General features: G+C 31.6%; 31 protein-coding genes. 5 read left to right on the forward strand and 26 right to left on the reverse strand.

The annotated features are described in order from the left end of the window. The 11 genes from LO744_RS00005 to LO744_RS00055 form a co-directional block, all read right to left on the reverse strand. Positions 1 to 509 (reverse strand): IS630 family transposase (locus tag LO744_RS00005; RefSeq protein ID WP_317207261.1); only part of this gene is annotated, 509 nt, incomplete at its 3' end. Next, entirely contained in the window at positions 418 to 918 is a 501-nt protein-coding gene (locus LO744_RS00010; RefSeq protein ID WP_230666131.1) for a helix-turn-helix domain-containing protein, read from the reverse strand. The genes LO744_RS00005 and LO744_RS00010, both read right to left, overlap by 92 nt. 44 nt (positions 919 to 962) lie before the next feature. Further along, positions 963 to 1,337 carry a hypothetical protein gene (locus LO744_RS00015; RefSeq protein ID WP_230666133.1) on the reverse strand — a complete coding sequence of 125 codons (375 nt, stop codon included), beginning with the start codon at positions 1,335 to 1,337 and terminating at the stop codon, positions 963 to 965. A 546-nt stretch (positions 1,338 to 1,883) separates the two neighbouring features. Next, entirely contained in the window at positions 1,884 to 2,162 is a 279-nt protein-coding gene (locus LO744_RS00020) for a hypothetical protein (RefSeq protein ID WP_230666135.1), read from the reverse strand. Positions 2,163 to 2,281: 119 nt separating this feature from the next. After that, positions 2,282 to 2,644: a toxin-antitoxin system YwqK family antitoxin gene (locus LO744_RS00025; protein WP_230666137.1), complete on the reverse strand. Its 363-nt coding sequence runs from the start codon at positions 2,642 to 2,644 to the stop codon at positions 2,282 to 2,284. A 5-nt stretch (positions 2,645 to 2,649) separates the two neighbouring features. Continuing rightward, the gene (locus LO744_RS00030) at positions 2,650 to 3,015 is read right to left on the reverse strand and encodes a hypothetical protein (protein ID WP_230666139.1); all 366 of its coding nucleotides are present in this window, start codon (positions 3,013 to 3,015) and stop codon (positions 2,650 to 2,652) included. A gap of 67 nt (positions 3,016 to 3,082) precedes the next feature. After that, positions 3,083 to 3,463 (reverse strand): hypothetical protein, encoded by a 381-nt coding sequence (locus LO744_RS00035; protein WP_230666141.1) that lies wholly within the window; start codon positions 3,461 to 3,463, stop codon positions 3,083 to 3,085. Positions 3,464 to 3,666: 203 nt separating this feature from the next. Then, positions 3,667 to 4,047 carry a hypothetical protein gene (locus LO744_RS00040; RefSeq protein ID WP_230666143.1) on the reverse strand — a complete coding sequence of 127 codons (381 nt, stop codon included), beginning with the start codon at positions 4,045 to 4,047 and terminating at the stop codon, positions 3,667 to 3,669. 203 nt (positions 4,048 to 4,250) lie between these two features. Beyond that, a complete protein-coding gene (locus LO744_RS00045) occupies positions 4,251 to 4,628 on the reverse strand; it encodes a hypothetical protein (RefSeq protein WP_230666145.1) in 378 nt (125 codons plus the stop codon). A 116-nt stretch (positions 4,629 to 4,744) separates the two neighbouring features. Then, a complete protein-coding gene (locus LO744_RS00050) occupies positions 4,745 to 5,389 on the reverse strand; it encodes a hypothetical protein (RefSeq protein WP_230666147.1) in 645 nt (214 codons plus the stop codon). 214 nt (positions 5,390 to 5,603) lie between these two features. Continuing rightward, a complete protein-coding gene (locus tag LO744_RS00055) occupies positions 5,604 to 5,966 on the reverse strand; it encodes a toxin-antitoxin system YwqK family antitoxin (RefSeq protein WP_230666149.1) in 363 nt (120 codons plus the stop codon). Between the two features lie 558 nt (positions 5,967 to 6,524). Between LO744_RS00055 and LO744_RS00060 the strand changes: the two genes are divergently transcribed. The 5 genes from LO744_RS00060 to LO744_RS00080 all read left to right on the forward strand — a co-directional run bounded on the left by LO744_RS00060 (position 6,525) and on the right by LO744_RS00080 (position 10,505). After that, positions 6,525 to 7,538 (forward strand): DUF2931 family protein, encoded by a 1,014-nt coding sequence (locus LO744_RS00060; RefSeq protein ID WP_230666150.1) that lies wholly within the window; start codon positions 6,525 to 6,527, stop codon positions 7,536 to 7,538. Positions 7,539 to 7,827: 289 nt separating this feature from the next. Then, positions 7,828 to 8,748 (forward strand): helix-turn-helix transcriptional regulator, encoded by a 921-nt coding sequence (locus LO744_RS00065; RefSeq protein WP_230666152.1) that lies wholly within the window; start codon positions 7,828 to 7,830, stop codon positions 8,746 to 8,748. A gap of 115 nt (positions 8,749 to 8,863) precedes the next feature. After that, on the forward strand, positions 8,864 to 9,409 hold the full coding sequence (locus tag LO744_RS00070) for an energy transducer TonB (RefSeq protein ID WP_230666154.1): 546 nt from the start codon (positions 8,864 to 8,866) through the stop codon (positions 9,407 to 9,409). Positions 9,410 to 9,466: 57 nt separating this feature from the next. Next, the gene (locus LO744_RS00075) at positions 9,467 to 10,018 is read left to right on the forward strand and encodes a DUF3575 domain-containing protein (RefSeq protein ID WP_230666156.1); all 552 of its coding nucleotides are present in this window, start codon (positions 9,467 to 9,469) and stop codon (positions 10,016 to 10,018) included. Between the two features lie 55 nt (positions 10,019 to 10,073). Further along, positions 10,074 to 10,505, forward strand: a complete 432-nt coding sequence (locus LO744_RS00080; RefSeq protein ID WP_230666158.1) for a nucleoside deaminase — start codon at positions 10,074 to 10,076, stop codon at positions 10,503 to 10,505. 64 nt (positions 10,506 to 10,569) lie between these two features. On the opposite strand, the gene LO744_RS00085 is transcribed toward LO744_RS00080, so the two are convergent. From LO744_RS00085 to LO744_RS00155, 15 genes are all read right to left on the reverse strand, one after another. Then, positions 10,570 to 11,328 carry a type III pantothenate kinase gene (locus tag LO744_RS00085; RefSeq protein ID WP_230666160.1) on the reverse strand — a complete coding sequence of 253 codons (759 nt, stop codon included), beginning with the start codon at positions 11,326 to 11,328 and terminating at the stop codon, positions 10,570 to 10,572. 291 nt (positions 11,329 to 11,619) lie between these two features. Then, the gene (locus LO744_RS00090) at positions 11,620 to 12,423 is read right to left on the reverse strand and encodes a hypothetical protein (protein WP_230666162.1); all 804 of its coding nucleotides are present in this window, start codon (positions 12,421 to 12,423) and stop codon (positions 11,620 to 11,622) included. A gap of 93 nt (positions 12,424 to 12,516) precedes the next feature. Then, the gene (locus LO744_RS00095; protein WP_230666164.1) at positions 12,517 to 12,954 is read right to left on the reverse strand and encodes a hypothetical protein; all 438 of its coding nucleotides are present in this window, start codon (positions 12,952 to 12,954) and stop codon (positions 12,517 to 12,519) included. 77 nt (positions 12,955 to 13,031) lie between these two features. Beyond that, on the reverse strand, positions 13,032 to 13,442 hold the full coding sequence (locus LO744_RS00100) for an STM3941 family protein (protein ID WP_317207244.1): 411 nt from the start codon (positions 13,440 to 13,442) through the stop codon (positions 13,032 to 13,034). A 247-nt stretch (positions 13,443 to 13,689) separates the two neighbouring features. Beyond that, on the reverse strand, positions 13,690 to 14,775 hold the full coding sequence (prfA, locus tag LO744_RS00105) for a peptide chain release factor 1 (protein WP_079463606.1): 1,086 nt from the start codon (positions 14,773 to 14,775) through the stop codon (positions 13,690 to 13,692). 105 nt (positions 14,776 to 14,880) lie between these two features. Continuing rightward, positions 14,881 to 17,004, reverse strand: coding sequence for a hypothetical protein (locus tag LO744_RS00110; RefSeq protein ID WP_230666168.1), 2,124 nt, complete (start codon positions 17,002 to 17,004; stop codon positions 14,881 to 14,883). A 1-nt stretch (position 17,005) separates the two neighbouring features. Then, positions 17,006 to 17,530, reverse strand: coding sequence for an LptE family protein (locus tag LO744_RS00115; protein ID WP_230666170.1), 525 nt, complete (start codon positions 17,528 to 17,530; stop codon positions 17,006 to 17,008). 14 nt (positions 17,531 to 17,544) lie between these two features. Next, positions 17,545 to 18,252: a hypothetical protein gene (locus tag LO744_RS00120; protein ID WP_230666173.1), complete on the reverse strand. Its 708-nt coding sequence runs from the start codon at positions 18,250 to 18,252 to the stop codon at positions 17,545 to 17,547. A gap of 17 nt (positions 18,253 to 18,269) precedes the next feature. Beyond that, the gene (locus LO744_RS00125; protein WP_230666175.1) at positions 18,270 to 19,562 is read right to left on the reverse strand and encodes a sigma-54 interaction domain-containing protein; all 1,293 of its coding nucleotides are present in this window, start codon (positions 19,560 to 19,562) and stop codon (positions 18,270 to 18,272) included. A gap of 82 nt (positions 19,563 to 19,644) precedes the next feature. Then, positions 19,645 to 20,076 carry a hypothetical protein gene (locus LO744_RS00130; protein WP_230666177.1) on the reverse strand — a complete coding sequence of 144 codons (432 nt, stop codon included), beginning with the start codon at positions 20,074 to 20,076 and terminating at the stop codon, positions 19,645 to 19,647. Next, positions 20,060 to 20,641: a DUF1016 N-terminal domain-containing protein gene (locus tag LO744_RS00135; RefSeq protein WP_230666179.1), complete on the reverse strand. Its 582-nt coding sequence runs from the start codon at positions 20,639 to 20,641 to the stop codon at positions 20,060 to 20,062. Before LO744_RS00135 ends, LO744_RS00130 begins: the two co-directional genes overlap by 17 nt. Before the next feature lie 125 nt (positions 20,642 to 20,766). After that, on the reverse strand, positions 20,767 to 22,206 hold the full coding sequence (gene miaB, locus LO744_RS00140; protein WP_230670434.1) for a tRNA (N6-isopentenyl adenosine(37)-C2)-methylthiotransferase MiaB: 1,440 nt from the start codon (positions 22,204 to 22,206) through the stop codon (positions 20,767 to 20,769). Between the two features lie 131 nt (positions 22,207 to 22,337). Next, positions 22,338 to 23,066, reverse strand: coding sequence for a hypothetical protein (locus LO744_RS00145; RefSeq protein WP_230666181.1), 729 nt, complete (start codon positions 23,064 to 23,066; stop codon positions 22,338 to 22,340). A gap of 88 nt (positions 23,067 to 23,154) precedes the next feature. Continuing rightward, entirely contained in the window at positions 23,155 to 23,568 is a 414-nt protein-coding gene (locus tag LO744_RS00150) for an energy transducer TonB (protein WP_230666183.1), read from the reverse strand. Positions 23,569 to 23,571: 3 nt separating this feature from the next. Beyond that, on the reverse strand, positions 23,572 to 24,054 hold the full coding sequence (locus LO744_RS00155) for an energy transducer TonB (protein ID WP_230666185.1): 483 nt from the start codon (positions 24,052 to 24,054) through the stop codon (positions 23,572 to 23,574). Between the last annotated feature and the right edge of the window lie 79 nt (positions 24,055 to 24,133).

A 24,133-nucleotide genomic window follows, 5' to 3' on the forward strand; every position in this document is an offset into this window, starting at 1 on the left:
TAATCTTTTGCACGAAGCCATTCATACTTTATTTTTCGCCAAAGAATTTCAATAGAATTAAGATGTGGACTATATTTTGGAAGATAAAAAATTTCAATATCTAACTTCTTCCATTTTGAAATTTGGGCTTTAAATTCCTTAGAATGATGTATCCGTGCATTATCTAAACAAATAACAGTCTTCTTTGTGATTGTTTTTGAAAATTCATCAATGGCCTGAATTACAAAATCAGAAGTTATTTTTCCAATATGATGACGCTGAAAAAGATTATTATTCTTAGACATCATCCCAAAAACATTGATTCTTTTACTGTGCCTGGGTATAATTTTTACATTTACATTTTTTTGTTGCCAATGGTAAGAAATGGAGGGAGTTAAAGAAAATCCGCTCTCATCAGCAAAGTATACATCCAAATAATCATCTTTCGTCAGACTCATTAAACTCTTCAATTGCTCTGCTTTCAATAGATATTCTTCTTGATTTTGTAGAGGCTTGAGCCAACATCGTATTCTTTTCCAGACATAATCTTTTTTTTAGAAAGATTTTTAGCATTCTTTCTGTAACACGTTCTGAAAGATTTTCATTGATAAAACAGGTCGTTTCTTTCACAGAATCTCCCTGATCTATTTTATCCAAAATACATTTTTCTTCTTCTGAAGAAAATGAAGAAAAAACATTTATCCTTCCTTGTCCCTTTTTCGTATAAAGGCCTATAAACCCTTTATCTTCATACGATTTAATCCATGAATAAACAGCTCTGATTTGTACTGAGAAAATATCCGAAATCTGCTTTGCTCTAATGCCATTATGATTCATGATCAAACTTTTGGCACGGTCTCGAACGAAAGAATTTGGATGGTGGCTGGACATCATTTTCAAGGTTGCCTTTTCATTTTCATTTAAAACTATAAATTTCATCCTTTAAAGTTGTAAAATATTGACGAATAATTAGAGTGTACTACTTAATACCCGCTACTACCATTAGTTACGAAATTTCTCCAAGCTTTTACTATTTCTTTAAAATCTGCTGTAGGCAAACTATAGTCAGGTGTAATATTTGGATTTAGATCATAAGCTTCCATATCATGGTATATCTTAGTTAAAGTATAAGAAATTGTTATAATCTGTAAACTCTGTGTAGTATAAACTGTTTCTCCCTGTTGAGATACATTTGAACTGAGGTTTATTACTTCTAGTAAATGATCACAACCAATGATACTTCTAAAAGTAGCAATAATTGAATCTAAAGAATAACTTATAGAATGCATGAATTTAATATTAAAACCATGAATTTTTTTTATTCCAAAGGTTACCTTATAATCTGTTAAAGTGTTCATAATATTTTTACTTTAAAGCTCTGGCCAACAAGCTGTTATTTTATTTATATAGCCATAATTCCCTCGCTGCCAAATGAATCCTTTCATGTGACTTTTTTTTAAGTCCAAATTCTTTCAGAAAGTATTATTTTTATAAATATATACAATGATGAGTTGAAATTCCACAATTCTGAAGGTTTATACTTCATAAGTTTTGCTATCGTAGGTTAGCTCGATGTATTTATCAGAAATGAATATAAAGAAGTTCTTTTTAAAACCTTACAGTTTTCCAAAAGAAATAAAGAATGAAAATACAATATAATAGACTATTCTGATGAAAAAGGTTTATGGGAAAATATAGTGGTTTTTAGAATATTTGATTTCTAAGATAACTGAGCACACGAAAGGATTCGTACAGCTGCGGGGATTTCTCATATTTTATAACTTTTTGTATTTCTTTGCTAAGTTTACTCCTTTGTATAACTTTAAAACATTCAAATTTTAATATTCTTTGTTTGCCTTTGCATCAAATAATAAAATATTTGTGAAAACGGACATTCATAAAAATTAATAATGCTTAAGAAAGTTCAACCACTCTAAGCATAATGCTCTAAAATCTTGTAAAGAACATGTGAACGGATACTTATTTTGGGCATCTTCGTCCCAATACTCTACTCCATTTGGGGTAATAAAAGCTATATCATCATATTTATTTGTAAGTCCAGAATCGTTTATATGATTATATTGTCCAGCGATTACCAAATTTAAATTTTCAATAATTTCTTCCAAAATTTCAATTGATGTAAAACCTGAAATGTGAGCCATATCCCAATCCGAAGTTTCCACATCTTTAAAGGTATAGCCATTAACGTTTTTTTTACGAATTTAATACCTCTTTGTTCTAATATTCCCATAATATTTTTTTTAATAATCAGCGGAGGAGTATTACATTTTTGCTAAAATATTTAATCTAACAAATGGTATTTTTTAATAATCTTATTATAGTTTTCTTGAGAAATTAATATATACGAATCAGTCTTATTACCATTTACATCGTATTTATTAAATGCAATACTATTTTGATTACTTGTAAAACATAATGTTTCTCTTTTAATATTTCCGTTAGAGTAATATTGATTAACCCATCCCATAGTAATCCCATCTCTAAATTCTTCTTCAGATTCAATATTTCCATTCGGATGGTATCCCAAAACTGCATATCCTGTAAATAGCTGTCCATTATAAGCTAATAATTCTTCGGCTGTATGATTCGCTTCTACTAAGTCATCAAAATTTACTCTTATTTTTTGTGGTTGTTTTAAAGGCATTTTTTTTAGTTTAATAAAATCATTTTAATATCTCTAGTAATTAAACAACAATCATAATATCGTGGGAGAACCTGTGATTTTCTAAATTTTATAGTATATCCTAGAATACTTTCAAAAATTCGATCATCCACATTAAGTTCTTTTCCTTCTAAATCCCACAATAAACGATTTAATGACCGTACTTCACCATGCAAGCCAAGAAAACCTTCTGCTCTTTCTAAAAGTAATAAATCTGTTTTTGCTTGCTTCAAATTTAAAATTTCTAAATGAAATTCTACTCTTTCCAATATTAATGGATGCATTGATTTGCCATCTGCTTCAAAATGATCAAAAATTTCCTTAATATTATCTTTATTTTCATGACTGGCCACACGAAAGGATTCGTGCGGCAGCTCGGGGATATTCTAAAAGTATATCATTTGCAGAATTTAATAAAGTTTAGGTTAATAATCCACTACCATTAACTACGAAATTTCTCCAAACCTTTACAATTTCTCTAAGATCTGCTGTAGGCAGAATATCACCAGGAGCAATATTTGGGTTTGCATCATATTTATTTACATCATGATACAATTTAGTTTCAGAATAACCTATTTTTAACATTTGTAATCCTTGCGTATAAAATAAAACATCTTCTGATTGTGGAGGATTATCAAGGACAGCGTTAATCATTCTTATTAAACTATCACAACTAGTTATTGTTCTAAATTCAAAAAAGATAGCATCTAGAGATGGACTAGTCGAAGACATTAGTTTAAAATTCTTCTCATGAATTTTTCTAACTCCAAAACTTATTTTATAATCTGTTATAATACTCATTTTAATTATTTAACTCAAGTTTCCTATGTATTACCGGTGTTTGATTTGGTTTGATTTTTTTGTGTTTGGAGTGATATTCTAAAAATAAGTTCTGCAAAATAATTAATGTTGTATTTTATGAAGATAAGCATCAGGTTGTAAGTCTTTTATCTTTTCTCTATTTTCTTTCATCTACTTATATCACTTGCAGAATTTAATAAAGCTTAGGTTAATAATCCACTATCATTAACTACGAAATTTCTCCAAGCTTTTACTATTTCTTTAAACTCTGCTGTAGGCAGAATATCACCAGGAGCAATATTTGGGTTTGCATCATATTTATTTTCATCATGATACAATTTAGTCTCAGAATAACCTATTCTTATCATTTGCAATCCTTGTGTAGGAATGAAAAAATCTTCTGATTGTGGAGAGTTATCAAGTCTAAGATCAATTGCACTTAATAAATCATCACAACTAGTAATACTTCTAAATTCAAAAAGAATAGCATTCAAAGATGGTCTAGTTGAAGATATAAATTTAAAATTCGTGTTATGAATTTTTCTAACTCCAAAACTTATTTTATAATCTGTTATAATACTCATTTTAATTATTTAACTCAAGTTTCCTATGTATTACCGATGTTTGATTTGGTTTGATTTTTTTGTGTTTGGAGTGATATTCTAAAAGTAAGTTCTGCAAAATAATTAATGTTGTATTTTATGAAGATAAGCATCAGGTTGTAAGTCTTATATCTTTTCTCTATTTTCTTTCATCTACTTATATCACTTGCAGAATTTAAAAAAACTTAGGTTAATAATCCACTATCATTAACTACGAAATTTCTCCAAGCTTTTACTATTTCTTTAAAATCTGCTGTAGGCAAACTATAGTCAGGTGTAATATTTGGATTTAGATCATATGCTTCCATATCATGGTATATCTTAGTTAAAGTATAAGAAATTGTTATAATTTGCAAACTTTGTGTAGGATAAATTATTTCTCCTTGTTGAGATATACCTAATCTACGGTTAATGGCTTCTAATAAATTATCACAATCAATAGCATTTCTGAAATTAACAATAATTGAATCTAAAGAGTAACTTATAGAACGCATGAATTTAAGATTAGAATCATGAATTTTTTTTATTCCAAAGGTTACCTTATAATCTGTTATAATACTCATTTTAATTATTTAACTCAAGTTTCCTATGTATTACCAGTGTTTAATTTGGCAAGTAATTTTTTTGTGTTTGGGGGAATGATTGTAAAGATTAACCAATCCCCTTCTATCCTTTAAAATTATGTTGGAAGTATTGGATTGAACGAATGGAAAAAATGATGCTGATTCCATGGAAATTTAGCCATAATCTCAGAATTTGCTATAAATTCATTTAGTGTATAATCATCATCATAATAAAATATTTCATCTATGGTATCGTCATCATTATACCAGAACTTTATATTCGGAATATTTTGATTACCAAACTCATATGCAAAAATGCTCGGATCTCCAAAAAACCGTTTTCTCTTATTAGTATATAATCCAGTAGCATGATCTAAATGACAATTCGCTATTTCCCTATTTCTATTATCAAAAACTGAAATACCTTGGTCTTGCAAGATTCCTTTACGATATGTCATATAATCCCATTTCACATCTCCATTGTTATTTGCTTGCTTATGATGATAAAAAATCCAGAATCTTCCCTTAGAGCCTATTCCTATATGATTATTAATAACATCATTTAAATTATCTGTTGGCGAAATAAAAACCTCACCTCCATACTGTTCAACCATTTGGGTTTTAGGATTTTTAAAAAATTTATCTATTTTTAACACTTTATTTGTTGCGTCATCAAGAGTTAGGTGATTAAATTCAGGTAGCATTTCTAATTGTTGAAAATTTACTTCCTGATTATTCTCGTTTGTGTATTTTACACCCATTTTACCATTTAATTTATTTTTGAAGAGTCTAAATATGGCTTAAAATCATATTTAACACCTTCTTTTACAATATCAAAGTTATTTTTTTTAAATCAAAGGCTATTTCCTCGTTGCCGCATCAATCCTTTCGTATGACTTTTTCTTTTAAGTCCAAATTTTCTCAGAATGTATTATTTTTATCTTTATAAAAATATAGTTTTTAAAATTGAAATAACTATACTAACAAATTAAATTTATTAACAGACTCATTATACATCTCTTGAGTTAACATCTTCATTGATTTAATTAGATTTCCGGTTTGATCATATTCATTTAATAATATTGAATTTCTAGAATCCCAAACACAAAGCTTTTCACTCATTAAATTTCCATTTGGATAATATTCATTGATCCAACCCATTACCTCTCCATCTCTATACTCTTTTTCATATGATACATTTCGATCTGCAAAATAATCTAATACAGCATATCCTGTAAATAGTTGTCCGTTATAACCTAAAATCTCTTGTGATGTATTCGATACATATTCTAAACTATCAAAATTTACTCTTATTTTTTGTGGTTGTTTTAGTACCATTTTTTTAATTTAATCGTATTGTTTTAATATCTCCTGTAACAGAGCAACAAGTATAACATCTTTGAAATACTTAATCTTTTCCAAATTTTCTTACATATCCTAAAATATCCTTTAGTAAATCATCAACTATTATAGGTCTATTTCCTTTTAAATAATGTAATAGCCTATTAAATAATCTTAATTTCAGCATGCACAGGTATTTCTCCAGTTCTTTGCAGTATATTACAAGATGCTTTTATTGATTCAAATGTATATATTTCTAAATGAAATTCTCTCGTTGCCGCACGAGTCCTTTCGTATGGCTTTTTTAATTACAACTCATCAATATTAAAAACAAATTCCAAAAAAAACAAAACACGACACCGTTTGTCGCATTTACCACATATATTTGTGTTAGAAAACTTTACAAATGAAAAAAGATTTTTACCTTACAAGATATGCCCTGATCATTAAGAAATTAGAGAGCTCCGGTGACATATTCACAGATGGAAGATTATAATTTCGTCTAAGCAAATGTATCTAATTTTAAAGATGAAAAAGAGTTTAAAAACCCTCACTATGAAAGACAAACTTACAGTCCTAAACTGGCTGTGTATGATACTCTTCCTTAGTATACTGATGTCTTCATGTCAGAAAACAAAATATCAATGGGAGGCGGGTATTTCGGCTCCCAAATATTATCCTGCAGGAAATATAAGAGTTAATTTCGATAATGCAAGCAATGGAAGCACTTTCAGTATTGATCCAGGTTGGGGGCAAACTTATGGTGCGGTAGTTGGAGAGAAATGGAAAAGTGTACCGAAAGAAGTTTTTATACATTACAGCAGTGGTGCAGAAAATTACACTTACGAAGGAAAGGTATTACTCCCACAAGAAAAGATAAGGGATTTATTTAATAAATACAGTCTTGATGACAAAGATAATTTAGGACATTTAGTGATAGGTATGGCACCTGGAGGCTGGATAAGAGTTTGGTTTCAAACGATAGATCATAAAACGGATAATTTGGTAAACATAGAAGTGGCTAAGGCCAAGTTAAGGGGATCCTATGATAATACAGCTGATGAAAGATATAAAGTAAAAAATTTCGAAAACTGGGGTAAGTATTACACTTACTGGCAGCATCATGGTATTCCTTATGAAGCATGGGCAAATAATGAAAAGGAATACAATATGTACTTTGATTTTAATAATCCCAATAAAAGAAAAGTAGAATTTAGTTATACTTCACAGGATGGAACATTTGAGCAAGGGATAGGAATATGGAAAAAATTCCGTAGAAAACTACCTTGCGAATTTGAATTGGGTTGGCGTGATAAAGCAAAAGAAACTTTCTATTGTTCCAAATTTACTATGCCAAAAAGTTTTAAAAGTTTTGTAGAAAAAAAGGAGTTAAATACAATTGTTTTTAAGTTAGAAATTGATGATAATGATCAAGATGCAACACTTTATTTAGTTACAAATAATACAAAAGAAAGAATACTAAAATTTAAGAATAAACAACCAACAGAAGAGGAGAAAAAAAATAATGAATATACCTATACAACAGAAGTAGAATATTTTATACCTTAACATTTGAAAAAAAGAATGCAAAAATCCGTCTTATAAAAGATAATACTATACTTCTGCTTACTAGTTTTTTACTCCTTTGCTTATAAGAGAAACTTTAGTTCACGAAGTGCTCATACTTTAGGTTTCCTTCATTTATTCCCTTACACTGCCGCACGATTCTATCGTGTGGCTTTTTTAATTTCAGCCAACCCCATTAAAAAAAATTCTAAAAACTTTTCAAAGAAAAAAAACAAAACACGACACCGTTTGTCGCATTTACCACATATATTTGTGTTAGAAAACTTTACAAATGAAAAAAGATTTTTACCTCACAAGATATGCCCTAATCATTAAGAAATTAGAGAGCGCTCCGGTTACCTATTCGCAGATGGAGGACTACCTTCTCAACTCTTTCGAATTTCAGGATGCGGGAATCAAGAGCTACTCTATTCGTACTTTACAAAGGGATATTCGGGAGATTTCAAATCTTTTTAATCTTTCTATTCACAACAAAAAGAAAGGTGACAATCGGTATTATATTGAAAGTCGCCCAATGATGGAGGTAGATGAGTACAACCAAAAATTACTCGAATCATTTCAGGTAAGCAACGCCCTAAACAACCATCCCGATTTTGCTAATTTCATCTTTTTTGAAAGCAGAAAACCTACCGGAGTCGAACATTTTTATGACCTTTTCTTTGCCATTAGAAACAAAAGAATTGTTTTGTTTGAACATTACAATTATAAAAATAAACTGATGACTTCCCGAAAAGTTCATCCTTTGGCATTAAAAGAATCTAAAGACCGATGGTATCTCATTGCGATTGATACCAAAGACAAAGCGTTGAAATCTTTCGGTTTAGACCGAATCAATTATTTGGATATTACTCCGCAAAAATTTAGAGAAAAATATAAATATAACTTTAGAGAGCATTTCAAAAATGCTTTCGGAGTAATGAATTTAACCGAACAACATCCTCAAAAAATAGTCCTGAAATGCAGCCGTCACCAGGGAGAGTACATTCGAAGTTTTGCACTTCATCAGTCTCAAAAAGAAATTAAAGAAACCCCGACAGATATTTATTTTGAGTTTTTCCTCCACCCTACTTATGATTTTATGCAAGAAATTTTATCGTATGGAAAAGAGGTGAAAGTATTAGAACCTATAAGTCTAGTTGAAGACATTAAAAAACATTTACAAGAATCATTAAACAGTTATCTGAAAGACTAGAATTTCACATCTTTTTGATTACATTTACATAAATAATCATGTATTGAAAGCTTTATCTCTTCTTTTTATACTCATCTCAACATTTTGCTTTTCTCAACAAACTGAGGAGTTTAAAATGGTGAAAAATTACTATAATCAGCACAGAACAATGCTGAATACAGAGTTTAAGAAAAAATTTGATACCGAAAAAAATCCGTTACATAAAGCTGCTGTGAAAAACGACTTTCTTTTTTTTATGAAAAAGATGGACAGTATTGAAAATGTAGCACTTATCGCTGCCTTGCTTAAGGTAAAAAATCTTGAAGATATAAAAAGAATACATGCTAAAACAATTCTATCTCCGCAGCAGAACTTTACTCAATCAATTCAAAAAACGGCAAATTATCCGGGTGGAATCAATGCTTTACGCAAAGAAGTAGCACAGCTTTTTTACGGAGATAGCGTATTTTCTGAAACGGGAAACCTAAAAACCAATGTTGCATTTATTGTCGAAAAAGATGGTACGATTAGTGATGTAAAAGCTGAAGGTGATAATTTCACATTCAACCGACAGGCAGAAATTGCATTATACTCTATTTCTGAAAAATTTTCGCCTGCTTACAATGATGGAAACCCTGTAAGATACCAGTTCAAACTGCCTTTAGTACTCAATTTTGACTAACGCTTAATTTTATCACCATATATTGTTTTATTATTTATCTTTGGCAAAAAAAGCTACATGAATAAAATTCTACTTGGATTATCTTTAATTCTCGGAACATTTGCAGTACAAGCTCAAGAAAATACAGAAAAGCAAAGAAAAAACGATATTCTCGCCGACCCTATTTTATTGATTGCAGTCCCTTTGGCCAACGTTTCTTATGAAAGATTAATTTCACAGAACAAAGGTATTGGGGTAAACGCAATGATTACATTGAGCGATGAGGTAGACGACTTCAAGCAAATTTCTCCCTATTTCAGGTATTATTTTGGAAAAAAATACGCTTCAGGATTTTTCTTTGAAGGTTTTATTCCGATTACAATGCAAAAAGACGAGTATTACAATAGCTATTACGACAGCCCTACCAACACTTATTACTACAATTATAGCGGTTCAAAAAACATTACCACTGTAGGATTAGGTTTTGGAGTTGGAGGAAAATGGGTGATTAAAGACAGATTGGTCATAGAAGCAAGTGGTGGTATTGCCAGAAGATTTGGTGATTTCGACAATTATGATATCGGTCCCGTTACTGGTAAAGTGATGGGTGGAATCGGTTATAGATTTTAAATTTCACGAATATATTATATTGAAAAGCTTAGTTTTGTACTAAGCTTTTATTTTTATGTTTACAGACGAATATTTTATGAGAATGGCTTTCCAGGAAGCTGAGATTGCACTAGAAAAAGATGAGGTTCCTATCGGGTGCGTTGTTGTTGCCAACAATCGTGTGATTGCAAGAGCTCATAATCTTACTGAAACTTTAAACGATGTTACCGCACACGCCGAAATGCAGGCCATCACGTCAGCCGCCAATTATCTGGGCGGAAAATATTTAATCAATTGTACTTTGTATGTCACTTTAGAACCTTGCGTGATGTGTGCAGGAGCGCTTTCTTGGTCGCAGATAACAAAAGTGGTCATCGGGGCAAGAGACGAGCAGCGTGGATTCATCAATAAAAGTTTAAGCCTTCATCCTAAAACCGAAATCGTTTCCGGAATTATGGAAAATGAATGCTCCTCAATCGTGAAAGAGTTTTTCAAAGCTAAAAGATAGGTTAAGGTTGAGGCTAAGATTGAAGTTGATCAATTTTTGCTTTACATCTTAGCCTCAGCCTCGGTTATAAATTTTTTCCTAAGAAATAAAGTCCTTTTAGGGTATGAAGTCGGTCCGTAATATGAATTTTTTCGGTGAGAGGCTTGTAAACATGCGAAGCTCCGCCTGTAGCAATTACAAAACAGTCATCATTAACTTCATCATTAATACGGTCTATAAAGCCTTCTACCATACCCAAAAAGCCATACACCATCCCACTTTGCATGCAGGTTACCGTGTCTAAACCTAAAACAGATTTCGGCTTTACCAATTCAATCTCGGGAAGCTGGGCGGTTTGACTGATGAGAGAATTAAGAGAAGTGATAATTCCGGGAGCGATAATTACACCTAAACATTCACCGTTTTCAGCAACACAGCTTGCGGTAAGCGCAGTTCCAAAGTCTAAAACGATTTTTTTTCTTCCGGGATATAGATTGTGGGCTGCCACCAAATTGGCATAGATATCTGTTCCCATTTGTTTAGATTTTGCCACCACTTCAGAAGGAGTGGTACGGTCGACCATTACAGGAGCAATACCGTGAATTTTTCTGATGGCAGAAGTTATTTCTCTCGTTAATTGTGGCACTACGGAGCCTATAATTACTTTTTTAATGTCCTTAGGATCAATTTTATAGGTTTGATATAAAATCAACATTTGACCGTGCAGTTCATCGGCAGTACGATAAGGTTTTGTATTGATTATCCATGAAATATCACAGTTGTCATCATCAAAAAGACCAAATCTGATATTGCTGTTTCCAACATTGATTACGATAGAATTCATTGACATATTTTTCAGTCGGAAACTCATCATATTCTTTTAACGAAAGATGAATATCCATATTAATTTTTCAGAGGTAAAAATAATACTTTTCTTTAAAAATAAGCTTTCAAAGTCAATGAAAATGATCTATACTTGTAATGGATTTATTTTAAACCAAACACTTATGAAAAATATTTTTGTATTTATTTTACACTGTAGTGAATGAATAAAGTTACAGTAATCTCTTACGAACAAACAACCATATATAATTATTTATCAATAATTTGAAAATCAACCAATCAACTAATCTTATTATTTATTTTTAAATAACTTATACAATTTCTCTTGATACTTTTCCAGCTCTTGAAAATTATAAAATTCTTCTTTTTTAAATTCAGATAAAATTTTTCCTGTTTTATCTTCAAGAATAATTATTTTAGGCTCTATGGGTTGATCCTGATATCCTCCTAAACGAATGTACCAATACGAACCCGTCTTATCAAAATATCTGCTGATTCTTTTCGAAGGATAATCATTATATGAATTAGCAATTTTCGCTATATCATTATAAGTCATCTTAAAATATTTTTTGTGATCTATATGCTGCAGTAAATTTCCTTTTTCATCATACACATACCAATTTCCTACACTGTAAGCACCTTTATCTGTATCATTATATTGTTTAATTGTAAAAATATTACCATTCGAGTAAAAATCAATATAAGTATGAATTGTCTGACTAAATGACGCAGGGTCTTCTCCTTTTTCTACCTGTGAAGATATTGTTTGTTTAGTATTTTTTTGAATATGTTGTAATTGACCATTTTTGTATTTATAATAGTTAAAATTATTTTTATCTTTTTGAATGCTGAAATCATAATCTTGAATATTATTTATGTTGATCATTCTAGAAGAATCTTTTGTTTTGTCGAATATTTTTTTATTTTCCAGCTTCACAAGATTACTTAAGTCTGGGATTTCTAAATTGTCTTTTGATATATTGGGTATTTTAATTTCATATTTTGTTTTAGTATTTGTCTTTTTTAATGATTTTTTCTGCGCGAAGAAATTGGTAATTATTAATAGAGGTAGTGCTATCGACAGTATTTTTTTCATTTTCTAATATTTCATGATGGTTTATCTTATTTATTTTTATCATTGCTCAATGTTGAATCTTTTTTGTAGCTCGGTTATACAAATTTTTGCATATTAGTAATTTTGATAAATGATTCTATTTGATAAATAATAAATTGATACTGAAATTACAAAAGTTAAAATCCAAGAAATTATTTCGGCTTTGTTCATCGTATCTAACTCCATTTTATATCCAAAAATATAAATTATTGGAGTTGTAATAGATAACAGAAATGCTGTAGATAAAACCTGCAAATTATTTTTTCTGTTAAATATTTTTCTTCCCAATAAAACAATCGGATAATATAAAATACAACTTATAATTATTGGAATGAAATTGTAAAATAAAGCAGCCATAAGCATATCTACAATATTAGCTTGGCTTACTCCAGAAAAATATTTAGTGGTTTCTGGTAAGAATGTTTCATTTGTTAAGTTAAATTTCATTATTAAGAAATATAACATCAAAAATGATAAATCTTTAATAATTATATGCAGAGGAAATAATTTCATTTCACAACTAAATTTACAATTTTCATGATCTTTTTAATACAGTTTTAATCATCTTTTCAAAATTAATCCAATTAAGATTACACTTTGTATTCTTTCCTTTTTTCAGTTAGTAAACTATAAAGATTTGTAGCTTCTATCTGCAAATAATTAGCAAATAGACAGACTGGTGTACCATTAGAATTGTAATTCATCTTTCCCGTTCTAAACTTTAACCAATGACTTGTTTTATTAAGATAATCTATTGGATTTCGTAGTACAATAAGAATAATTTTTCCGTTATTAATGTCTACAATTTTAATATCTATAATATCTTTCCACGGTATAAAACCCACAGCAAGAGCACTAGAATTATCATAGATTCCTTTTTCATTAATAATTAATCCAGGATTTTTATTAAACAATCTAATGATCATCATTATTAAAGCAAAACCAAAAAAACTACAAAGAAAAGACCCGCTAAAAAACGGGGAACAGGTCTCATTATCCAAGAATGTCTGGCGGAATAATCAATAGATTCAGGTTCAAAAAATATTAATAATAATCCAAGGACAGTAAGTGAGAGAGAAAACAATAATAATAAGATTATTTTAAATTTACTTAACGGAATTTCAATTTGGGTAATCTCCTTGTACATAATAATATAATCGTTTTTAGTTTTGTCAAAAGTAATGAAAGAATCAAAATAAAAAAAGCTTCCGATTTCTCAGAAGCTTTGTATTTATTAGAAGAAATAATTTAGTAATTATCTTCTTCGCCTTTCATTTTTTCAGCGTTTTCGGCCATGATTACAGCATCAATCATTTCAGAGATATCACCATTCATATAGGCATCTAGATTGTACATTGATTTACCAATTCTATGGTCTGTAACTCTTCCCTGAGGATAGTTGTACGTTTTGATTTTTGCAGAACGGTCACCGGTAGAAACCATCGATTTACGCTGTGCAGCGATATCTCCTACTGATTTCTGAACTTCAATATCGTATAGTTTGGTACGAAGCATTTCCATCGCCAATTCACGGTTTGCCAACTGAGAACGAGCTTGCTGACAAACAACCACCATTCCTGAAGGTTTGTGCGTCAACTGTACCTTTGTTTCAACCTTGTTTACGTTTTGTCCACCCGCTCCACCAGAACGTGAGGTTTGCATCTCAATATCTGCAGGATTCAATTCAAAATCTATTTCTTCCGCTTCCGGTAAAACGGCAACGGTAATCGCAGAAGTGTGTACTCTACCTTGAGATTCTGTTTCAGGAACTCTTTGTACACGGTGAACACCAGATTCAAATTTCATGATTCCATAAACACCGTCTCCTTCAATTTTTAGAATTAATTCTTTGTATCCTTTTGCAGCCTCACTAGAATCTGTGATTTCATGCTTCCAACCTTTGGTTTTAAAATACATGGCATACGCTCTGTAAACATCTTCTACGAAAATTGCAGCTTCATCACCACCGGTTCCGGCACGAAGTTCTACAATAACGTTTTTATCGTCTGCAGGATCTTTAGGAATTAAAAGAACTTTAAGCTCTTCTTCAAACGCAGGAATCTTTTCTAAAGCTTCGTATTTTTCGATTTTTGCCAATTCTACAAAATCTTTATCAGAACCATCTGCAATGATTTCATCTGACTCTTCGATGGTATCTAAAGCTCCTTTATATTGATCGTAAACTTTTACAATTTTTCCCAAATCACTATATTCTTTGTTTAAAGAAGAATATCTTTTCTGGTCTGAAATGACATCAGGTTGAATAATAAGGTCGGCAACCTCATTATATCTCTGCTTTATCGCTTCTAATTTTGGAATTAATGATTTAGACATATTAAAAATTTAGTTTGCAAAGATACGGAATTGACAACGAAGAACAAAAGCTCATTTTCATGAGCTTTAATTTTTTAATTTTTGAAAGTAAATTGCTATTTTATTTTAGCTTTTCCCTCTGCTATCTTTGATTTCCTGAATCTTAGTTTCGAAATGTTCTTTTCGGTGAGGATGCTTATTTATCAGTACCTGAAATGCTTTAATCGCTTTAGTGTACAATTTCTGCTCAATGTATAGAGTCGCCAAAGTTTCAGTCATCAGGTGAGAAATATCGTCTGTCTTTTCTTTCACCACAAAATTCACTTCGTCTTTTAACTGGCTTATTTTAGGATTGTTTTCTATGAAAGATTCAATCACTTTATTTTTATTCTCTATTTTGACCTTTTCAATATCGTCAGTTCTGTCAATCTTTAACCAGCTTTGCCAAGTATTGATAAAACCAGGAACATTACTGTCTAAAACAGCTTGAATTTCAGGTTTCGAAGGTTGTTCTTCTACTTTTTCTTCTGGTTGACTCTCCTCTTCTTTTTTGATTGCTAAACTTGAAATGTCTGCTCCAAAGAACGAAACATTCATCACGGGAGCTTCTTCTTCAGTAGCATTAATGACTTCAGCTTCATTTATAGTTTCTTCCGAAATACTTTCTGTAACAGTTTCCAATTTTTCTTCTTCTAAAGAAATGTCTTCTGAAACTTCTTTTATTTCTTCTATTTTATCAGCCTGTTCAGCTTTTAATTCTACTTTTTTGCTAAATGAATCTGGTGTATGTGTTTCAAAACTCATCGGTTTCCAGACAGAATTTTCTTCCTTTATTTCTTCTAAAACAGACGTTTCATTTTTGTCTTCAGAAAAATTCTCCTTAGTTTCAGAAATAACTTCAGCATCTTGATTAGCTTTAGCTTCATTTTCAACAGCAGCTTCAACCACAAAATCCTGCGTTTCGGCAAAGCTTATTTCTTTCCCAGTTTCTTCTTCTGGCTCTGTTGTTTTCGTTTCAGAATCTTTTTTATTGGCTTTCATCTTTTTCTCAACTTCTTCAATCAGACGTCTCATTTCGTCTTCATGATTATTGATAGTAGATTTTGGAGCTTCTTCCAAATCCTTTTGTTCGGAAACCGTGGTTTCTATTTTAACATCAGGTAAAAAAGAGTCTGTTCCATGAAAGCTTAATTCAGATTCGTCATTAATTTTTTCAGCAACATCTTCAGAACTAATTTTATCTTCATTAATGATTGTTTCAGGATTTAAAGCTTCTGAAACGTTTTCTAAGTCAATATTTTCTGTAGAAATTTCATTTTCAACAGATTCTTCTTGCAGAATTTCATCATCAGCTTTAAAAGATTCTTCTACATCAGAGCTAACCTCAGATTCATCAATGATTTTTTCTTCTGTTTTTTCAGAGTCAATGGTATCTTCATTGACAGTTATTTCTTGATTTAAATCTTCTGAAATATTTTTCGATTCAATATCTTCCGTAGAAATTTCATTTTCAACAGATTCTTCTTCCAAAACTCCATCTTCAGCTTTAAAAAATTCTGTTGCATCAGAACTAACTTCAGCTTCATCGCTATTTTTCTCTACAATCACCTCAGAACCGATGGCATTTTCCTGAGGAATGATTTCAGTATCAGCTTCTGCAGAAAGTACATCATCTTGAGTTTTTTCCTCTTCAGCCACACGTTTAATTGGGAAAGAAGATTTTTGGGTAACAATTACTCCAGACTCTAGTGTAGATTCCAAATCGATGATTTCCGAATGTTTTTCATCCAGGAAATTTTCTTCACCTTCAAATAAAATTCTATTGCGTTCACCATTCACAACGACATGCTTAATTTCAGCTTTCGGACTAGCCAAAGATTCTGAAATTGCTTTATAATCATGTTTCGGGAAGGTTTTTTTCTCTTTTACCCACCAAAAAGGCTCTTTGGTATTCTTTGTTTTATTTTCAACAATAACCGTAGCTTCTTTTTCTACCGTTTCAGTTTTTGTCGGTAAGATTTTTCCGTTAATCAACTGATACAGAATTTTCTTATCGGTGGTATAAGCTGCCGTTGTAGACAGCTCTTTCTGATAATTTTCTTTATCAAAAAGATGAACACCATACAAATGCAAAGCACGAATGTTTTGAATATAAGGGAAAGAATTTATTTCTTCTTTCAAAAGATGTAAATCTTCTGACTGTATATTTTTCGGGTTTTTTAATAATTCTAAAACTCTAGTATTCATCATATTACCAGTTCGCTACAATGTCGTTATATATTTTATTGATAATTCTATCTGTAGCCAATTTTACCTGAGAAGTTTCAATATCATTTTGAGAAAGACTGCTATTGAACACTGCTTCATCAGAAAAGTTTTTCTCAAAACTCAATTCTGGATGCAGTTTATTTTCATAACGAACCTTCACCGTGATTGTCAGTTTATTTTGCGATTCCTGAATCGTTCCGCCACCACTAGTCGGCTGCGTAGTAGAGCTTATGGTAGTTGGAGTGATTGAATAATCTGTAATCTCACCTTCAATCAAAATATCTGGGTTTTGCTTGGTTCCTTTTAAAGTGGTACGCTGCAAAAACCTGTTTTGCATATCCGTAGAAAACTGCTGCGACAAGGTAGGATTTACCAGCGCTGCATTATTGGGAAACTCATTAATCTGTACCGTTTTTTCGTCTGTAAGAGACGAACCGTTAAAGGAATAACAAGAATTTAAAAACCCTACAGATATGATTAAAAGGATAAGATTTTTCAACTGATTCATTTTTTTAAATAATTTTAATATTTTTCTGTACTACCAATTTCGGTAATTTCGTCGTATTCAATTTGTTGAATGGCATCTTCAAATGCAAAATAATTAGCAGCATAGGCAAAAGGAAGAGTTACTAAAAGCCCGATTCCACAAGCCAAAACACCTATTTGTGCTAAAATACTTACTACTAATGAGAAAAGGAAAATATTTAAAAGGTTTCCTTTCGTCATCACTTTAGAAATATTCCAAGCTGTTTTGATATCTGTAATTCCTTTAAAGCTAATTAAAGGCATAATATAAAATCCTTTTAATACAAAATAGTAAATGGCAACGAACATTACAAACATATATGGAAACATCAAAATTGCAAAAAGAGGGCTTGCTTCTCCATTTGCATCCGCCGTTACTGCAGCGATTCCTCCAAAAACAATAAAAGGGATATACAAAACCATTACACCTCCGATAATAATCAATTGCAAAATAAAATAAGGCATAAAATCCTTAAAATCAAAAATTTCGCCTACGCTTGGGTTTTGATTGTTTTTTACTTTGCGTAGGTATTTATAGAAATTCCCCATTGCTAAAGCTCCACAAAGTGGAATAAATGTCATTAGAAAGGTTACTAAAAAGCCTACGAATACACTTCCAAAATCTTTCTTTAAAAGTTCAAAGCCCTTGTTGATATACTCACCAAATTTAAAATTGATGGGTTTGGGTGTTAAATTTACATTCATGATTAATGTGTTATGATTTATTCTTCTAAGTTATATTGTTTTATTTTCCTGTAAAGTGTTCTTTGTGAAATCCCCAATTCATCTGCCGCTCTGTTTCTTCTTCCGTTATGTTTTTCTAAAGCTTTCACGATTAAATCTTTTTCATTATTCTGAAGAGATAAAGATTCGGGTCTGTTTTCTTCCACTTCAATATCTTCAAAATCTTCGTAAGTATCTTCAGAATTTGAGACAATTGTCGGGTTCTGAACACTTTGATTATTGGCGTTGTTATTTTCAAAATACAACAACGAATTGGCATTGGCAGCCTGCTGAGGTTCAGGTGTATAAATTCGGCTTATCAAATTTTTCTCCTGGTTGCTGAGGTCTGCAGTTCCTCTATTCTTTATGAGTTCCGAAGTTAAGGATTTTAAATCATTAATATCATTTCGCATATCGAAGAGAATTTTATACATAATCTCTCTTTCGTTGCCAAAATCGGTCTGCTTTTGTGAGTTCGGTTGATTCACCACCATTGGCAAATGCGCATCCATCGGAATATATTCTGCTAATTTTGCTACCGTAATATTTCTTTCGCGCTCCACAACCGTCATTTGCTCCACAAGGTTTCTCAACTGACGTACATTTCCAGGAAAAGAATAATTTTCGATGTAATGAACAGCACTTGGGTCTAATTCCAGTTCGGGCATTCTGTATTTTTCGGCAAAATCAATGGCAAATTTTCTGAAAAGCAGATGAATATCGCCTTTTCTTTCTCTTAAAGCCGGCATATCAATTTGCACGGTGTTTAGACGGTAGTACAAATCTTCACGGAATCTTCCGTCATGAATTGCCTTCATCATATTCACGTTGGTTGCCGCAACAATTCTTACATTGGTTTTCTGTACTTGTGAAGAACCTACTTTCATAAATTCACCACTTTCTAAAACTCTCAAAAGACGAACCTGTGTTTGAACAGGCAACTCTCCTACCTCATCCAGGAAAATTGTTCCACCATCGGCCACTTCAAAATATCCTTTTCTGGTTGCTGTAGCTCCTGTAAAAGACCCTTTTTCGTGCCCAAAAAGTTCGGAATCTATCGTTCCTTCCGGAATTGCACCACAGTTTACGACAATATAAGGCTGATGTTTTCTTTTAGATTCTGAATGAATAATTTTGGGAATAAATTCTTTTCCCACACCACTTTCTCCAATTACAAGAACTGAAATATCTGTAGGTGCTACTTGAATTGATTTTTCTAACGCACGATTTAAAGCCGGAAAATTTCCGATGATACCGAAGCGGTTTTTTATATTTTGAAGCTCGTTGCTCATAAGTAAAATTTAGATTTTGATTAAATTTCGTCTACATTCTAATGTAGAAACGATTGATTAGTTGAAATACATTGATTAAATTTTAAATAATCGTATCCAAATAATCTTTGTTTCTAATCTTTGAAACCTTACTTTTAAAATATAAAATCTCAGCAAAAGAATTCTCTTTGCTATTTTTTAAAAAATTAATTAAATCTTGATGGTGTTTTTCTTTTTCTGAAAACCCATTGATAGCCTTTTGATAAGAACTGCTTTGTTTGGTTTTGTACAAACTGTTCCCTAAAACGTCTTCTGCATTTTTCTTATCACTAATGGCAAATTTGCGTTTCGAATTTTTATTTAAACCTATTTTTTCTAACGCTTTACCATCTTTAGCATTTAAAAATTGATTATAAATTTCGTACAACTGTTTGCAATCTTCACTTCTAATCGTTCCGTTGCTTACCTGTGCCGAAATATTACTGCAGATAATTACCAACAATACACTTAGGCAATACTTATGAAGTTTTTCCATTGTCTGAGTTTAAAATGTTAATAAAATCTTTTATAAAATAATTAGGATATTGTCTTTGCAATTCTCTTAAGCTCCAGTTGTTTTTAAAACTTTCAATTTCGTAGAATTTTCTTTCGTTAACATCTTTGATTCGCATTAATTTTAAATAGTGCGACCATGAAAGATTGAATTTCGCAGACACTGTCTGTGGAATTTTAAAAATATTAGATACTGTCTGTAAATTCTGAGATTCCGTAGACAGTATTGACGAAATTTGATTTTGGGAATTCACAGACAGTGTCTGTGAAATTGAATACGATAGATAAAACTGCTTCATTTGCTGTAAATTAGAAGCCGAAAATCCCTTCCCAAACCTTTCCGTAAGATGCAAAGACAAATCTTTAAGAAGTGCTTTCCCGTATTCTGCGCGGTTTTCTCCGTTTTGCTCGTCTTCTACAATCATTCTTCCAATCTCGAAATAGGTAAGAACCATTGTTTGATTTACAGCTACAACAACACTTTTTCTGGCATTTTCTAATAATGCAGAAATGGTATGTAAGAGTTGTGTATTTTGTAAATCTTTCATTTTGATTAAAAAATCTTGTTTTGAAGCCTTAGTTCGCAGCCCGACCTGAGTGGAGCTCTTTTTGTGAGGAGGAACGACGAGCAAAAAAGCGGGAACGGAGGGCGGATAAAGCTGCCATAAAAAAATTAATTTTTCACAGTTTCCCCTAAAAGTGTGCCCTGTGTGTTGTTGAAAACAAAAACGTTTACAATGTCACCCATTTTCTGACCTTCCTGCATATCGAATACGCAAACAGCATTCTGAGAATTTCTTCCCTTCCACTGGTTTTTATTTTTTCTGGAAATTCCTTCAATTAAAACTTCGTGTACTCTACCCACGTAACCTTCCATTCTTTTTCTTGAAAGTTCACCTTGCAAAGCAATAACTTCTGCCAAACGTCTTTGTTTAACGTCTGCAGGAATATTGTCTTCCATCTTTTTATGAGCTGGAGTTCCCGGTCTTTCAGAATAAGAGAACATATAGCCGTAGTCGAATTCAACTTCTCTCATTAAACTCAAAGTATCTTGATGGTCTTCTTCAGTCTCGTTGCAGAAACCGATAATCATATCTTGTGAAAAAGAAATATCCGGAACGATTTCTTTCGCTTTTCTAATAAGCTCTAAATATTCTTCACGGGTATGTTGTCTGTTCATCGCTTCAAGCATTTTATTGCTTCCACTTTGAACAGGAAGGTGTACGTAATTACAAATATTATCGTGCTTTGCAATCATTCTGAACACATCTAAACTCATATCCTGAGGATTGGATGTTGAGAATCTGATTCTCATTTCAGGAATTGCTTTAGCTACTAAATCAAGCAATTGCACAAAACTTACCGCGGTTGCTTTCTGCATTTCTGAAGCTTTAGCAAAATCTTTTTTAGGACCGCCACCATACCAAAGGTAAGAATCTACGTTTTGTCCTAAAAGGGTAATTTCTTTATAACCGCTTTCCCAAAGATTTTTACATTCATCTAAAATAGAGTGTGGATCGCGGCTTCTTTCACGACCTCTCGTAAATGGAACCACGCAAAAAGTACACATATTATCGCAACCTCTCGTAATGGTAACGAAAGCCGTCACCCCGTTTCCGCCTAAACGAACCGGGTTGATGTCTGCATAGGTTTCTTCTTTTGAAAGAATTACGTTAATTGCATCTCTTCCGTCTTCGGTTTCTTTTAAAAGATTTGGTAAATCTCTGTATGCATCGGGACCAACAACAAGGTCAACCAGCTGTTCTTCTTCTAAAAATTTGGTTTTCAAACGCTCAGCCATACAACCTAAAACTCCCACGGTCATGCTTGGGCGTTCTTTCTTCAGGTTTTTGAACTGCGCTAAACGCATTCTTACGGTTTGCTCAGCTTTTTCACGAATTGAGCATGTATTAAGAAGAATCAAATCGGCTTCTTCAACCTTTAATGTTGTATTATAGCCTTGCTCGTTAAGAATTGACGCAACAATTTCAGAATCAGAAAAATTCATCTGACAGCCGTAGCTTTCCAAGAATAATTTCTTAGAGTTGCCATCTTTTTCTGCAATTGCAAAAGCTTCGCCCTGTTTTGTTTCGTCTATATATTTTTCCTGCACGGTATCTAAAATTTGAGATTTGATGTTTGATGTTTGAGATTTAAACTGCTGTGCAATTTCAAATCTCAAACATCAAATTTCGAATCAATTGAGTTTGCAAAGATACAAAATCTTATGCCAGAATGGCAGAACTATTTTTTCTGAAAATAAGCAGAAAACTTTCCCGGAAAAGCTACTCTTTGTTTAATGGGAATATCAGAATAGTAAGCCGGTTTCCATTTCTTTTTAAGACCACTTAAGGCTTTTTTAAAATCAATAGCAAATGCTTCATTATTTACATCGGGATAAATTCTAGCATTTACAATATCTCCTTCTCTACTGATGTAAAACTCTAGATTAATATCATCACTCAAATTATATTTTCTAAAAAGAAACTTAAAATTGCCTACAAAATCGCTATCAAAAGCTACATATCCACCTGGATATTGTGCTGGAGTAACATTTTTGTAGGGATTATACCCAGTTTTATAACCGCTAATTAAATCTTTCGGATAAATAATAAACTCCGTTACGGCTCCTAGTTGATTTCCTTTTACTTCTGCAGGCTTCCAATTTTTAAGGTTTTTCAGCAAATCCATTGAAATATCATAAGCACATTTGTTTTTAGAAATATAATCTGCATCAATATCTTGAACCAATTTCACCGTTTTATCTTGCATGACAATGATTCTCGGCTGATAAATCTCTTTAGCATCACATTCTGGAACTTTATTTTTAATTAAATATTCATTAATTTCTTTATAAAACTGTACAACTCCACCCTCATAAAAGCGTTGACCTTTAGGATATTCGTCTAAAAACTGAGCCTTGAGCAAAACTGTATTTAAAAGGAATAGAAGAACATAAAATTTATATCTCATCTCAAAAAATTTAATAAAAAAAGTCATTACAAAATGTAATGACTAAAGTAAATGAATTAATTCATTTATTGGTGTATTTTAATAACAATTAATCTCCGAGATCAAAATGATCTGAAGTGAAATTTATTTTAATAACTTTTTTTGAAACAACTGGTTTTCCATCCTGCATTGCAGGTTTCCATTTTTTCTTAACTCTTTTAATCGCGAAATTCATATCATCGATAAATAATTCGCTATCTTTTACTTTAGGTAAAACTTTAAGATTATCGACCTTCCCATCTGTAGTGATGTCGAAAAGAAAAGTAAATTGACCATTCACAGCATATTTTCTCAAATCAATATAGCCATGAATCATTTTTAAAAATTCTTTAGTAAAAACCTCGTCTCCTCCAGGAAATTCGGCTTTTTCTGTTCTGCTCAGATTCTCAGATTCAAATTTAGATTCCTGAGCAAAGCTTTTAAATCCTATTAACAAAAATAAGACAAGAAAATATTTATTCATCAATTACATATCTGCAGACAAAGATGAGAAATTCATTTTAAGTTTCATTTCAGACTTTATCGGTTGTCCGTTACATAGTGCAGGTTTCCAGTCTTTTTTAATTCTTCGAACCACATACTGCATGTCTTCAAAGAATACTTCACTATTCAAAACTTTGGGAGTACCGGCTACATCAATCACTTTTCCCATTGCATCAATAGTGAGCGTGAAGGTAAAGTCACCGGTTAAAGTATAAAAATCTGAGTTGAGATACGTGTACATATATTTTCTGAGAATAGTTTTGTAAGCTGTTGCTCCACCTTCAAAACTTGCTGCCTGAAAATCATTACAACCCTTCACAGCAACCTGCAAAAAAGGTTCTTTAATATCTATTTTTAAAAGATTTTTATTGTTTTCTACGATGAAAGATTCATCTCTGTCTTCAAGGTCTTGTGCAAAAGCGAAGTTTGCAGCTAAAAGCCCTATAAATAAAGCAAGTGTTTTCATAAAATAATTTTTAAAACTACATAAAAAATTGAGCCAAAAAAAGGAATTTCATATTTATTACAAAATTCCTATATGTTTT

The organism is Chryseobacterium turcicum (assembly GCF_021010565.1).
GTDB lineage: Bacteria > Bacteroidota > Bacteroidia > Flavobacteriales > Weeksellaceae > Chryseobacterium > Chryseobacterium turcicum.